Source organism: Cellulomonas oligotrophica, from assembly GCF_013409875.1.
GTDB classification, from domain to species: domain Bacteria; phylum Actinomycetota; class Actinomycetes; order Actinomycetales; family Cellulomonadaceae; genus Cellulomonas; species Cellulomonas oligotrophica.
This window is the reverse complement of record NZ_JACCBK010000001.1, coordinates 1214169-1230424: the sequence shown is the minus strand read 5'-3', so window position 1 is coordinate 1230424 and position 16256 is coordinate 1214169. Positions and strand designations below refer to the sequence as shown.

Genomic DNA, 16256 nt, shown 5'->3' with positions numbered 1-16256 from the left:
GGTCATCGCCCACGGCGTCGGCCCACGACACGAGAGGGAAGGCGTCATGCCCCCCAAGAAGAAGGTCACCGGCCTCATCAAGCTCCAGATCAAGGCCGGCGCGGCGACGCCGGCCCCGCCGATCGGCCCCGCGCTGGGTCAGCACGGCGTCAACATCATGGAGTTCTGCAAGGCGTACAACGCGGCCACCGAGGCGCAGCGCGGCAACGTCATCCCCGTCGAGATCACGGTGTACGAGGACCGCTCGTTCACCTTCATCACGAAGACGCCGCCGGCCGCCGAGCTGATCAAGAAGGCCGCCGGCGTGGCCAAGGGCTCGCCGACCCCGCACACCACGAAGGTCGCGTCGCTCACGCGCGACCAGGTGCGCGAGATCGCCAGCACCAAGCTCGAGGACCTCAACGCGAACGACCTCGAGGCCGCCGAGAAGATCATCGCGGGCACCGCCCGTTCGATGGGGATCACCGTCCAGGGCTGACGCCCGGGCGATCCCGCACCCCAGTGGCAGGGCTCGTGCAGCCCGTCGACCACGACTGCTGACCAAGGAGAACAGGCAGATGCCCAAGCACAGCAAGGCGTACCGCGCCGCCGTCGAGAAGATCGAGGCCGGCCGCATCTACACCCCGCTCGAGGCCGTGCGCCTCGCCAAGGAGACGTCGACCACCAAGTACGACGCGACCGTCGAGGTCGCGTTCCGCCTCGGTGTCGACCCCCGCAAGGCGGACCAGATGGTCCGTGGCACCGTCAACCTGCCGCACGGCACGGGCAAGACCGCCCGCGTCATCGTGTTCGCCGTCGGCGAGCGCGCCGAGCAGGCCCGTGCCGCGGGCGCCGACGAGGTCGGTGGCGACGAGCTCATCGCCAAGGTCGCCGGTGGCTGGACGGACTTCGACTCCGCCGTCGCCACCCCCGACCTCATGGGCAAGGTCGGTCGTCTCGGCAAGGTCCTGGGCCCGCGTGGTCTCATGCCGAACCCGAAGACCGGCACCGTGACCATGGACGTCGCCAAGGCCGTCGCCGACATCAAGGGCGGCAAGATCGAGTTCCGCGTCGACCGTCACGCGAACCTGCACTTCATCATCGGCAAGACGTCGTTCTCCGACGTCGCCCTGGTGGAGAACTACGCCGCGGCGCTCGACGAGATCCTGCGTCTGAAGCCGTCGTCGTCGAAGGGCCGCTACATCGCCAAGGCGACGGTCTCGACCACCAACGGTCCCGGCATCGCGCTGGACCAGAGCAAGACCCGCAACCTCACCGAGGAGGAGGACGCGGCCTGACGCGTCCCCACCACGGCAGCAGGGCCCGGCGACCTCACGGTCGCCGGGCCCTGCTGCATCCTGCTCGGGCCCCGTGGGCCGGTCCCCCTGCGTCCGGCCCGCCGACGCCCGTGTCAGCGCCGGCTCACCAGGGGAGCCATGTGGTCACGCACGTGCCCGACGCGCCGGTGCACACCAGCCGGACGGGCCCCTCGGGCCGCGTGTCGAGGCGGAAGTAGCCGACGTCGTCGGTCTCCACGCTCGCGACGTCCCCGTCGGGGGTGCGGAGCGTCACCTGGCCCGGTCGGGCCGGGATCAGCTGCCCCTCGACGCCGTCGTCGTCGATCTCGACCTCCACGCCGACCCCCTCGCCCTCGAAGACGAGGGTGCGGGACGGCTGCCCGGACCGGTCACGCACCGCCGTCGAGGCCTCCGCCAGGTGGGAGTCGTGCACCAGCTCCAGGAGCATCAGGTCGACCGCGAGGTCGTCCCGGGCCGCGAGCATGCCGCGGTGCGCCGTGAACGCCCGGTGCGCGCTCGACGACACCCGCTCGTAGAGGTCGGCGTCGGCGAGCGCGTCGACCAGCTCCGCCGCCAGGGCGTCGTCGTCGGCCCACACGTCCTCCCAGCGCAGGGCGGCACCGCCCGTGGGGTCATCCGAGTGCCAGGACATCGCGGCCTCCTTCGCCGGGTGCAGCGCCGGTGGGCGCCCCGAGGTAGCTCCTGATCGCGGCGGTCTGCCGCAGCCGTGCCAGCCCACGCTGGCGGGTGGGGCCGATCGACCCGACGGGGATGCCCAGCTGCGCGGACACCTCCTGGTAGGTCGGCGGCGGGTCCGTGCTGAGCAGCAGGAGCAGCCGGCGCTGGTGGTCGGGCAGCTCGGCCAGCGCCGCACGCAGCGCGGCATGGCGCTCGGTGCGCAGCAGGTCGCCGTCCAGCTCCGCGTCGTCCTGCACGTCGAAGCGGCCGGCCTGCGGGTCGACCGGCACGCTGCGCCGCGAGAGGTTGGTCATGCGGATGCACTCGTGGCGGGTGGCCGTCGAGATCCACCCCGGCAGGGCCTCCGGGTCGCGGAGGTCGCCGAGGTGCTCGAGCAGGTTCAGCCAGACGGTCTGCGCCACGTCCTCGGCCTGCGACGGCGAGAGCCGGAACTGCCGCACCCGCGCCATCACCAGCTTGGTGTGCCGCCGCACGATCTCGGCCCACGCCCGCTCGTCACCGGCGAGCGCGCCGGCGACGAGGTGCGACGCGGTGCGTTCCGCGTACGGCTCGTCGAGGGGTACCAGGCTGCTCACGGCACGACTCCTTCGCCTGTCGGGTTTGTCCCGAAGGCCATCATGGCGTGCCACGAGGCATGTGCCCAGCACGTCAGGCCCCTGGAAGGATCTGCAGCGCCCGGCCGAAGCCCGCGACCGGCTTGCCGGCGGCGAGCAGCGCGTTCACGGCTGCGGGGCCGGAGATGCCGAGCTCGGTCATCGCGCGCGCGACGGCGCCGGCCACCTGGGGGGCGGCGAACGACGTGCCCATCCAGCGCGCGAACGCGTCCGTGCCGAACGTCTGCGGCGCGTCGGTGAACTCCGGCGACTGGGAGCCCTGCACGTACGTCGACAGGACCCCCTCGCCGACGGTCGAGATGTCCACCCACGAGCCGCGGCTCGACCAAGTGGTCGGCGTCAGGGCGGCGGTCAGGGCGCCGACGGCCACCACGCGGTTGAACGCAGCGGGCCACGTCGGTGTCTCGTCGCCGAAGTTCCCGGCGGCGGCGACCACGACGGTCTCCCAGCCGCGGTCCGCCTCGATCTCGGCGACGACCTCGAGCGCTGCCCCCAGCGCGATCGACGGCTCGTCGAACAGGGTCTGGGTGCCGAGCGACAGGTTCACCACCTGCGCCCCGTCGCGGACGGCCCGGACAAGCGTCGCGGCGACGTCCAGCTCGGACCCGGCGCCGCCGGGCCCGACCGCGCGGTAGGCGACGATCGTCGCGGCGGGCGCGACCTGCGCGACGGCGCCGGCGACGAAGGTGCCATGCCCCGCGTAGAGGTCGAGGTACCCGTCCGGGGGCGCCGCGTCGAGAGCGTCGATGTTGTCGTCGGGACCCGTCGGGTGGCGCGCCACGGCGTCGAGCCACCCGTCGGTGCGCACCTCGGCGGCGATGCCCGTGTCGATGACCGCGACCGTCACGCCGGCGCCGTGCGCGGACAGCTCGTCCGCGTAGGACGCGAAGGTCACCGGCGTGGGAAGGATCCCGCCGGCGGTCGGCTTGAGGACGGGGCGGGCACCCAGGGGCGTCACGTAGGACACGGAGAGTGCGTGCCCCTCCTCGCGGAGGTCGCGCACGACCTGCTCCACCCGGCGCATCGGCGTCCCCTTCGACGCCTCGACGCGCACCAGTCGGCTCTCGAGGTCGGGGTAGCCCAGGGGGACCCGCGAGAAGCCGGCCTCCTCGAGCTCCTCGGACACCTCCGGCCACGAGCTCGCCCGGACGAGGATCTCCCCGTTGACGACGAGGGTGTCGGCGTCGTGCTTGTTCACGGCGATGTCCAGGCGCTGGCTGTGCGTCGCGTCCCATCCCGTCCGCATCCGCTCCAGCATCGCGGCGCGCTGCCGACGATCGCTGCGCCCGGCAGGGGTGCGTGCGAGCCGGGCGGCGCTGACCGGGACGGCGCCGCCGGTGCTCGTGCTGGCGTGGAGCGGAGAGCGACGGTAGTCGTCGCCGAAGGGGCGGCCCAGGGCGTCGGTGTCTCTGGGGTAGCGCGTCACGTGGGGCCTCCGAGGGGGTCCGGACAGAGCCGGGTCGTGGGTGGGCACGGACGTGCCCACCCACGTGGAGAGACCGGGTGCCGTCCTGATACATCGGGATCAGGAGAACTACTGGCCCGCCCCTACGATCCTTGTGTGCCTGTACGGCGTTCCCCCGTTGAGCGGATCGGTACTGACGAGACTCGTGCCGACCTTCTTCGCCGTGCCCGTGGGCTTCATGGCAAGGTCACCGCCAGTCCCGCCCAGTACATCGGCACCGCGGACAGTCTTGTCGGCAAGGCCCGTGAGCTGGGCGATCCTGAGGTCCTGGGTTACGCACTGAGGGCTTCCGGAACAGCGCGTCGTCTTCTCATGCTGCACGGGGAGGCGCTCGATCACCTCGACGAGGCGGTTCGGCTCGCGCGTGCCCACGGTCTGGTCGAGCTGGAGATCTGGGCCCGGTCGAGTCGCGCCATGACGCGCCTGGAGGTCGGAAGGGCGTCTGCAGCGAGGCACGACGTCAACGGAGCGCTCCGTGCGCTCGCCGGCGCGAAGGTCGGAGAAGTCAGCGACGTCGAGCACCTCGACGCACTACTGCTGTCGCAGATCACGGTCCTGGACCATCATGCGGGTCACCTTCAGCGCGCGGAGGAGGGACACCGCGCCGTCGCCCGCCATCCGGGCGCCTCTGACGACCTCGCGGCACGCGCCATGAACAACGTCGCCTTCCTGCTGTCCCAACGCGGGGCTTTCGCCGAGGCGCTCCGGTGGGCGGACCTCGCGGTCGTCCGATCCGCACGTGCAGGGGAGGCTCTGCACGGTCAGGTGCTCCAGACGCGGGCATGGGTCGAGGCCCGAGCCGGACAGCTGACTCGCAGTCTCCGCGACTTCGAGGAGGCCGCGCTCGTCTGCGAGCGCGCAGGACTCCCGCGCGGCGAGCAGTACACCGACTACGCCGACGCGATGCGTGAGCTCCGTCTCTTCGCGGAGGCAGAGCAGGCGTCGCTCCACGCGCTGGATGAGTTCGTCAGTGCTGGTGCTGGGCTCATGGAGGTCGAGACCCGGGTGAGGCTCGCGGAGACCCGTCTCCTGGCCGGCGACCTCCGCGGGGCGGAGGAGGCCGCGCTGACGGCGATCGAGGTCGCTCGCCGGCAGAAGAGGACCGAGTGGCGTCTCCGCGCGTCGATCGTTGCTCTTGGTGCCCGTTTCAAGCGTGGCGAGGTCACGCCGGCGGGCGTGCGGGAGGCGCGCGCAGCGGCCCGCGCGCTCGAGGTCCGTGGTTCGCTCGAATCGGCCGCAGAGGCGTACCTCCAGGTGGGGCGCTCTGCCCTGGCTATCGGTCAGCGCCGGACCGCGGAGGCGGACCTCGGTTCCGCGGCGAGGTTGTCGGCGGGTGGTCCGCTCCTGTCACGTGTCCGCGGGCGTGTGGCTGCTGCGCTCATCGGCACGCTCCGAGACGAGCCGAGGCTGGTGCTTGCGGAGTGCCGTGCGGGCCTGCGGGACCTCGCGCGACATCGCGCCGCCCTGCCCACGATGGAGCTCCGGGCGCTCGCGTCCGGGCACGGCGCCGATCTGGGCGACATTGGTCTCGGAGCCCTTCTCCGGCAGGGATCTCCCGCCGCCGTCCTTCGGTGGATGGAGCGCACCCGAGCCGCCGCGATGCTTGGACGCCTCCCTGTCGAGCCGATGGCTCCGGAGCGCAATGCGCGTCCGTCGTACTCTCACGATCTCGTCGGCAGTGCGAGAGAAACCCGACCTGCCGTGATCAACGACGACGACGGCGTCGACCGGCTTCGGCGGTCGTCCTGGACGAGGGAGGTCGTCCGGCCCGGGACCGGCAGTCATGAGGTTCCGGGACTGGGGAGGATCCGTGACGCGCTGGCAGGTCGGGTTCTCGTCGAGCTCGGGCAGCACGACGGCCGTTACGTGGCTGTGGTCGTCACATCGAGGGACGTCCGCGTGGCCGAAGTGTGTGACGTGGCGGAGATCGACGAGCACCTGAGAGCTCTCGTCTTCGCGCTGCGTCGCCTTGCTGATCCGCGAAGCGCGGCAGCCGCGGAGGCGGCTCGCGTGAGTGCGATGCGTCGGCTGGATCTGATGCGGGCCGCTCTCCTTGATCCCCTTCGCCTGGCGCCAGACGACGAGCTCGTCATCACCCCGGTCGGGCGCCTGCACGGAGTCCCCTGGTCTGGCCTCCACCGCGGTCCTGTCTCCCTGGCGCCGTCGGCGACGGCCTGGGTGCGGACGGCCGAGGAACCGATCGGCCACGGAGCCCCGGTTCTCGTCGCTGGGCCGGGCCTTGTCGGAGCGGGAGAGGAGGTCGAGGCGCTTCAGCGGGTTCATCCTGATGCCTTGCTCCTCGGGGCTGCAGAGAGCAGTGCCGAGCGGGTCGTGGACGCCGTCGCCGGTGCCGACCTGGCGCACCTCGCGTGCCACGGCGTGCTGAGGTCGGACAACCCGATGTTCTCGGCCGTGGTCCTGGCCGACGGGCCGTTGACGGTCCAGGAGCTGCACCGGGCGGGTGTCGCACCGCGGCGGCTGGTGCTGGCGTCCTGCCACTCGGGCGCGGACGTGTCCTACGCGGGCAACGAGCTGCTCGGGCTGGTCGCCGCGATGCTGTCGCGGGGCACGGCGGGGGTGGTCGCGTCGATCGCCGCGGTGCCGGACGTCGAGGTGGTGGACCTCATGCTCGGGCTGCACCGTCGGCTGGCGGCGGGGGAGACGATGGCGCGCGCCCTGCACGGGGCCCGGGGGGAGATCGACCGCAGCACGCCGGCGGGCTTCGTCAACTGGTGCACCTTCAGCGCCCACGGTGCCGGCTGAGCGCGGTCGGTCGAGTGGCCGGGCGATGCGATCGGCGGTGGTCGCGGCCAGGGGTGCGGCGCAGATTTGGCCGGGCCGGTGATCTGGCATATGCTGCTGCGGCCCAAGACCGCCGGTCGTCGGTCCGCTCGTCGGACCGGCCGAAGCTCCGCAGCAGCGGGGACCAGCGCAGGCGAGAGTTCACCGGACCGACGTCCGTCATGTGCCCTGCGCACGTGCGCCCGTCGTGATGTCGAGCCCCGCGCCTGCGCGGGGCTCTTTTCTGTTCTCGGGGTCGAGCACGGCGGCACCACCATCGGAAGGAATGCCATGGCGAGGCCGGACAAGGCAGCCGCCGTCGCGGAGATCACGGACCGGTTCCGTGCGTCGAACGCGGCCGTGCTGACCGAGTACCGCGGGCTCACCGTCGCGCAGCTGAAGCAGCTGCGCAAGGCGCTGCGCGGCAATGCTCACTACGCCGTGGTGAAGAACACGCTGACCGCGATCGCGGCCAAGGACGCCGGCCTCGAGGGCCTCGACGCCGGGCTCCAGGGCCCGTCGGCGATCGCCTTCGTGCACGGCGACCCGGTCGAGGCGGCCAAGGGTCTGCGTGACTTCGCCAAGGCGAACCCTGCGCTGGTCATCAAGGCAGGTGTCCTCGACGGGCGCCCGCTGACCGCGGAGGAGATCACCAAGCTCGCGGACCTCGAGTCCCGTGAGGTCCTGCTGGCCAAGGCGGCCGGCGCGATGAAGGCCAAGCTGTACCAGGCCGCGTACCTGTTCACGGCTCCTGCCTCGCAGGCCGTGCGCACCGTCGAGGCCCTGCGCGCCAAGCGCGAGGAGTCCGACGCCGCAGCCTGAGCCCACGCTCCGGCCGCACGCTGCAAGCCAGCAAGCCCCCTGCACGACCCCAGACCGCCGTCGCACCCGTCCCGGTGCGCGGTCCGAACGGAAGGAACCGCCATCATGGCGAAGCTCACCACCGACGAGCTCATCGACGCGTTCAAGGACCTCACGCTCATCGAGCTGTCCGAGTTCGTGAAGGCCTTCGAGGAGACCTTCGAGGTCACCGCCGCTGCTCCCGCCGCCGTCGCGGTCGCCGCCCCCGCCGGTGGCGGCGCGGACGCCCCCGTCGAGGAGGAGAAGGACTCGTTCGACGTCGTCCTCGAGGCCGCCGGCGACAAGAAGATCCAGGTCATCAAGGAGGTGCGCGCGCTCACGTCGCTCGGCCTCAAGGAGGCCAAGGACCTCGTGGACGGCGCTCCTAAGCCCGTGCTCGAGGGTGTCAACAAGGAGGCCGCGGAGAAGGCCAAGGCTGCCCTCGAGGGCGCCGGCGCCACCGTCACCCTCAAGTGACCTCCCGGGCGGGCGTGCGCGGCTGACCGCGACCGCCCCGCCCGAGCCGCACGAGGCCCGCACCCCCTTCCCGGGGTGCGGGCCTCGTCGTCGTCCGGGGGTGCCGGTGGAGGTACGTGCCGGGCGCGGTGAGGGGGCGGGCCGCGCGGGTTGTGGGCGACAACTTCCCGGGCGGGCGTCCGTGTGCCACCATGTGCGAGGCGACGACGAGGTCGCCGGGCGCGACGGCGTCATCGTCGGACGGTTCGGCGGTGGGGCACCAGCACCACGCGACGCGAGGGCATCGGAGCCCCGCGGGGCCGCGACCGCACGGGTCGTCGGAGCGTGGGTGGACTGGGCGCGCCTCGGCGAGTATGCTAACGCTTTGCGCTGGCCTGTGCCCGCGATCCCGTATAACCCGAGCCCCCAGACGCCGTTCGTGCGCGACGTCCTGCCGGCTCGCACGGCCGGGGGATCGTGCCCGCAGGGCCTGCGCAGCGTGCACTCCGATCCGCAGGGAAGGACCCCTCTTGGCTGCCTCGCGCACCCCTTCTGCTCCGTCTGCCGACGCCATCGCGAACCGCACCGCCTCCCGCCGCATCTCCTTCGCCCAGATCTACGAGCCCCTCGAGGTGCCCGACCTTCTCGGCCTGCAGACCGAGAGCTTCGACTGGCTGCTCGGGAACTCCCGGTGGCAGGCCCGCGTGGCCGCGGCGGTCGAGAACGGTCGCCAGGACGTGCCGCAGACGGCCGGTCTCGAGGAGATCTTCGAGGAGATCTCCCCGATCGAGGACTTCGGCGGCTCCATGTCGCTGTCGTTCCGCGAGCACCGCTTCGAGCCGCCGAAGTACACGGCCGAGGAGTGCAAGGAGAAGGACTTCACGTTCGCCGCGCCGCTGTTCGTCACCGCGGAGTTCGTCAACTACACGACCGGTGAGATCAAGTCGCAGACGGTCTTCATGGGCGACTTCCCGCTCATGACCGAGCGCGGCACGTTCATCATCAACGGCACCGAGCGCGTCGTCGTCTCGCAGCTCGTGCGCTCGCCCGGCGTCTACTTCGAGCGCGTCGCCGACAAGACGTCCGACAAGGACATCTTCACGGCCAAGGTCATCCCCAGCCGCGGTGCCTGGCTCGAGTTCGAGATCGACAAGCGCGACAACGTCGGCGTCCGCGTCGACCGCAAGCGCAAGCAGAACGCCACCGTGCTGCTCAAGGCGCTCGGCATGACCGAGGGTGAGATCCGCGAGGAGTTCGCCGAGTTCCCCGCGGTCATCGACACGCTCGAGAAGGACCACGTCCAGACGCAGGACGAGGCGCTGCTCGACCTGTACCGCAAGATCCGTCCGGGCGAGCCGCCGACCGTCGAGGCCGGCCGCGCGCTCATCGAGAACTTCTACTTCAACCCCAAGCGCTACGACCTGGCCAAGGTCGGTCGCTACAAGGTGAACAAGAAGCTCGGCCAGGACGCCGCCCTCACGGACTCCGTGCTCTCGCTGTCCGACGTCGTCGCGACGATCAAGTACCTCGCCGCGCTGCACGTCGACAAGGACACGCTGCCGGGCTCGCGCGGCGGCGAGCAGATCGACGTGCGCGTCGAGACGGACGACATCGACCACTTCGGCAACCGTCGCATCCGCGCGGTCGGCGAGCTCATCCAGAACCAGGTCCGCACGGGCCTGTCGCGGATGGAGCGCGTCGTGCGCGAGCGCATGACGACGCAGGACGTCGAGGCGATCACCCCGCAGACGCTGATCAACATCCGCCCCGTCGTGGCCTCCATCAAGGAGTTCTTCGGGACGAGCCAGCTGTCGCAGTTCATGGACCAGAACAACCCGCTCGCGGGCCTGACCCACAAGCGACGCCTGTCGGCCCTGGGCCCGGGCGGGCTGTCCCGCGACCGTGCCGGCATGGAGGTCCGTGACGTCCACACGTCGCACTACGGCCGCATGTGCCCGATCGAGACCCCTGAGGGCCCGAACATCGGCCTCATCGGCTCGCTCGCGACGTACGGGCGGATCAACCCGTTCGGCTTCGTCGAGACCCCGTACCGCAAGGTCGTCGAGGGTCGCGTCAGCGACGAGGTGGACTACCTCACCGCCGACGACGAGGACCGCTACGTCATCGCCCAGGCGAACGCGCCGCTCGACGGCGACAACGTGTTCGCCGAGGAGCGCGTGCTCGTGCGGACCAAGGGCGGCGAGGTCGACTTCGTGCCCGGCACCTCCGTCGACTACATGGACGTCTCGCCGCGCCAGATGGTGTCGGTCGCGACCGCGCTGATCCCGTTCCTCGAGCACGACGACGCGAACCGCGCGCTCATGGGCGCCAACATGCAGCGCCAGGCCGTGCCGCTGGTGCGGTCCGAGGCGCCGCTCGTCGGCACCGGCATGGAGCGTCGTGCCGCGGTCGACGCGGGCGACGTCATCGTCGCGACCAAGCCGGGTGTCGTCACCGAGGTGTCGGCCGACCTGATCACGGTCGCGAACGACGACGCCACCACGTCGACGTACCGCGTCGCGAAGTTCCGCCGCTCCAACCAGGGCACGAGCTACAACCAGCGCGTGCTGGTCGACCAGGGCGCCCGCGTCGAGGTCAACTCGGTGCTCGCCGACGGTCCGGCCACGGACGAGGGCGAGCTCGCGCTCGGCCGCAACCTGCTGGTCGCGTTCATGTCGTGGGAGGGCCACAACTACGAGGACGCGATCATCCTGTCGCAGCGCCTCGTGCAGGACGACGTGCTGTCCTCGATCCACATCGAGGAGCACGAGGTCGACGCGCGCGACACCAAGCTGGGCCCCGAGGAGATCACGCGGGACATCCCGAACGTCTCCGAGGAGGTCCTCGCCGACCTCGACGAGCGCGGGATCATCCGCATCGGCGCCGAGGTCGCGGCCGGCGACATCCTCGTCGGCAAGGTCACGCCCAAGGGTGAGACCGAGCTGACCCCGGAGGAGCGCCTGCTCCGTGCGATCTTCGGCGAGAAGGCGCGCGAGGTCCGCGACACGTCGCTCAAGGTGCCCCACGGCGAGTCCGGCACGGTCATCGAGGTGCGCACGTTCAGCCGCGAGGACGGCGACGAGCTGCCCGCCGGCGTCAACGAGCTGGTCCGCGTCTACATCGCCCAGCGCCGCAAGATCACGGCGGGCGACAAGCTCGCCGGGCGTCACGGCAACAAGGGCGTCATCTCGACGATCCTGCCCGTCGAGGACATGCCGTTCCTCGCGGACGGCACGCCGGTCGACATCATCCTCAACCCGATGGGCGTCCCCGGGCGCATGAACGTCGGGCAGGTCCTCGAGGTCCACCTCGGGTGGATCGCGTCGCAGGGCTGGGACATCCAGCTCGCGACGGAGGGCGACCTGTCGTGGAAGGAGCACGTGCCGGCCGTCGCCGCCACGAGCACCCCCCGCAACCCGGTCGCCACGCCGGTGTTCGACGGCCTGCAGGAGGACGCGCTGTCCGGGCTGCTGGAGTCGACGCTGCCGAACCGGGACGGGGACCGCATGGTCCAGCCCGACGGCAAGGCGCGCCTCTTCGACGGGCGCTCCGGCGAGCCGTTCCCCGAGGCCGTGTCCGTCGGCTACATGTACATCCTCAAGCTGCACCACCTCGTCGACGACAAGATCCACGCGCGCTCGACGGGCCCGTACTCGATGATCACGCAGCAGCCGCTGGGTGGTAAGGCGCAGTTCGGCGGGCAGCGGTTCGGCGAGATGGAGGTGTGGGCCCTCGAGGCGTACGGCGCGGCCTACACCCTCCAGGAGCTCCTCACCATCAAGTCCGACGACGTCCCCGGGCGCGTCAAGGTGTACGAGGCCATCGTCAAGGGCGAGAACATCCCCGACTCGGGCATCCCGGAGTCGTTCAAGGTCCTGCTCAAGGAGATGCAGTCGCTCTGCCTGAACGTCGAGGTGCTGTCCGCGGACGGCGTGTCCATCGACATGAAGGAGAACGACGACGAGGTCTACCGCGCCGCGGAGGAGCTCGGCATCGACCTGAGCCGTCGCCCCAACGCCAGCAGCGTCGAAGAGATCTGACGCCGAGCGCCGGTGCGGCCCTCGCCACGAGGGCCGCACCGGCAGCCGACACCCCTGTGAGAGTCCATCCCGCCGGCGGGTTCGCCGCCCCCGGCAAGCGAAGGAAGTAGGACCCCCTTGCTCGACGTCAACGTCTTCGACGAGCTGCGCATCGGCCTGGCCACGGCCGACGACATCCGTGCCTGGTCGCACGGCGAGGTGAAGAAGCCCGAGACCATCAACTACCGCACCCTCAAGCCGGAGAAGGACGGGCTCTTCTGCGAGAAGATCTTCGGCCCCACCCGGGACTGGGAGTGCTACTGCGGCAAGTACAAGCGCGTGCGCTTCAAGGGCATCATCTGCGAGCGCTGCGGCGTCGAGGTGACCCGCTCGAAGGTCCGCCGTGAGCGGATGGGCCACATCGAGCTCGCCGCCCCCGTGACCCACATCTGGTTCTTCAAGGGCGTCCCGTCGCGCCTGGGCTACCTGCTCGACCTGGCGCCGAAGGACCTCGAGAAGGTCATCTACTTCGCGGCCTACATGATCACGTGGGTCGACGTGGACGGTCGCCAGGAGGACCTCCCGAACCTCCAGAACGAGATCGACCTGGAGAAGAAGGAGATCGCGGACCGCCGCGACAACGACATCAACGCCCGCGCCCAGAAGCTCGAGGCCGACCTGGCCGAGCTCGAGGCCGAGGGTGCCAAGGCCGACGCGCGCCGCAAGGTGCGCGACTCCGCCGAGCGCGAGATGGCGTCGCTGCGCAAGCGTGCCGACGCCGAGCTCGACCGGCTCGAGCAGGTCTGGGACCGCTTCAAGAACCTCAAGGTCGCCGACCTCGAGGGCGACGAGATGCTGTACCGCCAGCTGCAGGACCGGTACGGCAACTACTTCGAGGGCTCGATGGGCGCCGCGGCGATCCAGAAGCGCCTCGAGGCGTTCGACCTGGACGCGGAGGCCGCGTCGCTGCGCGAGACCATCCGCAGCGGCAAGGGTCAGCGCAAGACCCGTGCCCTCAAGCGCCTCAAGGTCGTCAACGCGTTCCTCACGACGACGAACTCGCCCACGGGCATGGTCCTCGACGCTGTCCCGGTGATCCCGCCGGACCTGCGCCCGATGGTCCAGCTCGACGGTGGCCGCTTCGCCACGTCGGACCTGAACGACCTGTACCGCCGCGTCATCAACCGGAACAACCGCCTCAAGCGGCTCCTGGACCTGGGCGCGCCGGAGATCATCGTCAACAACGAGAAGCGGATGCTCCAGGAGGCCGTCGACTCGCTGTTCGACAACGGCCGCCGCGGCCGCCCGGTCACGGGCCCCGGCAACCGTCCGCTGAAGTCGATCTCCGACATGCTCAAGGGCAAGCAGGGCCGGTTCCGCCAGAACCTGCTCGGCAAGCGCGTCGACTACTCGGGCCGTTCGGTCATCGTCGTCGGCCCGCAGCTCAAGCTGCACCAGTGCGGCCTGCCCAAGCAGATGGCGCTCGAGCTGTTCAAGCCGTTCGTGATGAAGCGCCTCGTGGACCTCAACCACGCGCAGAACATCAAGTCGGCCAAGCGCATGGTCGAGCGTGCCCGCCCGGTCGTGTGGGACGTGCTCGAGGAGGTCATCACGGAGCACCCGGTGCTGCTCAACCGCGCACCGACGCTGCACCGTCTGGGCATCCAGGCGTTCGAGCCCCAGCTGGTCGAGGGCAAGGCGATCCACCTGCACCCGCTCGTCTGCGCCGCGTTCAACGCGGACTTCGACGGTGACCAGATGGCCGTCCACCTGCCCCTGAGCGCGGAGGCGCAGGCCGAGGCCCGCATCCTCATGCTCTCGAGCAACAACATCCTCAAGCCGTCGGACGGTCGTCCGGTGACCATGCCCTCGCAGGACATGATCATCGGCCTGTACCACCTGACGTCGGACCGCCCCGACGCGCTCGGCACGGGCCGGGCGTTCAGCTCGGTCTCCGAGGCGATCATGGCGTTCGACCAGGGGTCGCTCGACCTCAACGCGGTCGTGCGCATCCTCATGGACGACCTCGTCCTGGACGAGGAGCGCGCGCCCGAGGGCTGGGAGCCCGGTCAGACGCTGCTGTTCGAGACGACGCTCGGCCGTGCGCTCTTCAACGAGCTGCTGCCGGTCGACTACCCGTACGAGAACGGCGTCGTCGACAAGAAGCGCCTGTCGGTGATCGTCAACGACCTCGCCGAGCGGTACCCGAAGGTCGAGGTCGCCGCCTCGCTGGACGCGCTGAAGGAGGCCGGCTTCCGCTGGGCCACCCGCTCGGGCGTCACGATCGCGATCTCCGACGTCGCGACGCCGGCGGTCAAGCAGACGATCCTCGACGAGCACGAGGCGCGCGCGGCGAAGGTGCAGGGCCAGTACGAGAAGGGCCTGATCACCGACGACGAGCGTCGCCAGGAGCTCATCGAGATCTGGACGCAGGCCACGGACAAGGTCGCCAAGGCGATGCAGGAGAACTTCCCTGCGCGCAACACGGTGTACCGGATGGTCGGCTCGGGCGCCCGAGGCAACTGGATGCAGGTGCGTCAGATCGCCGGCATGCGTGGTCTCGTCGCCAACCCGAAGGGCGAGATCATCCCGCGCCCGATCAAGTCGAACTACCGCGAGGGCCTGTCGGTCCTCGAGTACTTCATCGCCACGCACGGTGCCCGCAAGGGTCTGGCGGACACCGCGCTGCGGACCGCCGACTCCGGGTACCTCACGCGTCGTCTGGTGGACGTCTCGCAGGACGTCATCGTCCGTGAGGACGACTGCGGGACCGAGCGCGGCCTGACCATGCCGATCGGCGTGGCGGCGGCGGACGGCACGCTGCGCCGCCACGACAAGGTCGAGACGTCCGTGTTCTCGCGGACGCTCGCCACCGAGGTCTCGGTGGGCGACGAGGTCGTGGGCCGCTCGGGCGACGACGTCGGCGACGTCCTGCTCGACCGGCTGCTCGAGGCGGGCGTGACGGAGCTGAAGATCCGTTCCGTGCTCACGTGCGAGTCGCGCGTCGGCACCTGCGCGAAGTGCTACGGGCGGTCGCTGGCGACGGGCAAGCTCGTCGACATCGGCGAGGCCGTCGGCATCATCGCGGCCCAGTCCATCGGTGAGCCCGGCACGCAGCTGACGATGCGTACCTTCCACACCGGTGGTGTGGCGTCGGCCGACGACATCACGCAGGGTCTGCCGCGTGTCCAGGAGCTCTTCGAGGCCCGCACCCCCAAGGGTGAGGCGCCCATCGCGGAGTTCTCGGGCCGGGTGGCGATCGAGGAGGGCGACCGCTCCCGGGCGATCGTGCTCACGCCGGACGACGGCTCGGAGGAGATCCGCTACCCGATCACGAAGCGGTCGCGCCTGCTGGTGCAGGACGGCGACCACGTGTCGGTCGGGATGCAGCTCGTCCAGGGTGCGGTCGACCCCAAGAAGGTGCTGCGCATCCTCGGCCCGCGTGCGACGCAGAAGCACCTGGTCGACGAGGTGCAGGAGGTCTACCGCTCCCAGGGCGTGGACATCCACGACAAGCACATCGAGGTCATCGTGCGGCAGATGCTGCGTCGCGTGACCGTGCTCGACTCGGGCGAGACGGGCCTGCTGCCCGGCGAGCTCGCCGAGCGTGGCCGCTTCGAGGACTTCAACCGCAAGGCGGTCTCCGAGGGCGCGCAGCCCGCGGCGGGTCGTCCGGAGCTCATGGGCATCACGAAGGCGTCGCTCGCGACGGACTCGTGGCTGTCGGCGGCCTCCTTCCAGGAGACCACCAAGGTGCTCACCGAGGCCGCGATGTCCAGCCGTTCGGACCCGCTGCTGGGTCTGAAGGAGAACGTCATCCTCGGCAAGCTCATCCCGGCGGGCACGGGTCTGCCCCGCTACCGCCAGGTGAGCGTGGAGCCGACCGAGGCGGCGAAGGCCGAGCTGTACCCGGCGTTCGGCTACGACGAGATCGACTTCCCGGCGCTCGGTCTGGGCACCGGCGAGGCGATCCCGCTGGAGGACATCGACTTCGGCGACTACCGCTGACGTCGACGCCTCACCCGCTCCGTCCCGAGGGGCCCGTCGGTCGTACCGGCGGGCCCCTCGGGCGCGCGGTGCTCCTGCGCGTGCGGGTGCCGTCCTG

General features: G+C 70.7%; 10 protein-coding genes. 7 read left to right on the top strand and 3 right to left on the bottom strand.

Going from position 1 to position 16256, the window contains the following annotated elements; translation table 11 throughout:
• Positions 1-46 precede the first annotated feature (46 nt).
• The gene (gene rplK / locus BKA21_RS05405; protein ID WP_140457323.1) at positions 47-478 is read left to right on the top strand and encodes a 50S ribosomal protein L11; all 432 of its coding nucleotides are present in this window, start codon (positions 47-49) and stop codon (positions 476-478) included.
• 79 nt (positions 479-557) lie between these two features.
• The gene (rplA, locus tag BKA21_RS05400) at positions 558-1277 is read left to right on the top strand and encodes a 50S ribosomal protein L1 (protein ID WP_140457322.1); all 720 of its coding nucleotides are present in this window, start codon (positions 558-560) and stop codon (positions 1275-1277) included.
• A gap of 124 nt (positions 1278-1401) precedes the next feature.
• Here rplA and BKA21_RS05395 read toward each other — a convergent pair whose 3' ends face one another.
• The 3 genes from BKA21_RS05395 to BKA21_RS05385 all read right to left on the bottom strand — a co-directional run bounded on the left by BKA21_RS05395 (position 1402) and on the right by BKA21_RS05385 (position 4016).
• Positions 1402-1929 (bottom strand): hypothetical protein, encoded by a 528-nt coding sequence (locus BKA21_RS05395; RefSeq protein WP_170208894.1) that lies wholly within the window; start codon positions 1927-1929, stop codon positions 1402-1404.
• On the bottom strand, positions 1910-2551 hold the full coding sequence (locus tag BKA21_RS05390; protein WP_140457319.1) for an RNA polymerase sigma factor: 642 nt from the start codon (positions 2549-2551) through the stop codon (positions 1910-1912). Before BKA21_RS05390 ends, BKA21_RS05395 begins: the two co-directional genes overlap by 20 nt.
• 73 nt (positions 2552-2624) lie before the next feature.
• Positions 2625-4016, bottom strand: a complete 1392-nt coding sequence (locus tag BKA21_RS05385; protein WP_140457318.1) for a S8 family peptidase — start codon at positions 4014-4016, stop codon at positions 2625-2627.
• A 135-nt stretch (positions 4017-4151) separates the two neighbouring features.
• On the opposite strand from BKA21_RS05385, the gene BKA21_RS19895 reads away from it, so the two are divergent.
• The 5 genes from BKA21_RS19895 (at position 4152) to BKA21_RS05360 (ending at position 16159) form a co-directional block, all read left to right on the top strand.
• Entirely contained in the window at positions 4152-6818 is a 2667-nt protein-coding gene (locus tag BKA21_RS19895; RefSeq protein ID WP_140457317.1) for a CHAT domain-containing protein, read from the top strand.
• 309 nt (positions 6819-7127) lie between these two features.
• Entirely contained in the window at positions 7128-7658 is a 531-nt protein-coding gene (rplJ, locus tag BKA21_RS05375) for a 50S ribosomal protein L10 (protein WP_140457316.1), read from the top strand.
• 105 nt (positions 7659-7763) lie between these two features.
• Entirely contained in the window at positions 7764-8153 is a 390-nt protein-coding gene (gene rplL, locus BKA21_RS05370) for a 50S ribosomal protein L7/L12 (RefSeq protein ID WP_140457315.1), read from the top strand.
• A 509-nt stretch (positions 8154-8662) separates the two neighbouring features.
• Positions 8663-12172 carry a DNA-directed RNA polymerase subunit beta gene (rpoB, locus tag BKA21_RS05365; protein WP_140457314.1) on the top strand — a complete coding sequence of 1170 codons (3510 nt, stop codon included), beginning with the start codon at positions 8663-8665 and terminating at the stop codon, positions 12170-12172.
• Between the two features lie 117 nt (positions 12173-12289).
• On the top strand, positions 12290-16159 hold the full coding sequence (locus BKA21_RS05360; protein WP_140457313.1) for a DNA-directed RNA polymerase subunit beta': 3870 nt from the start codon (positions 12290-12292) through the stop codon (positions 16157-16159).
• The last annotated feature ends 97 nt before the right edge of the window (positions 16160-16256 follow it).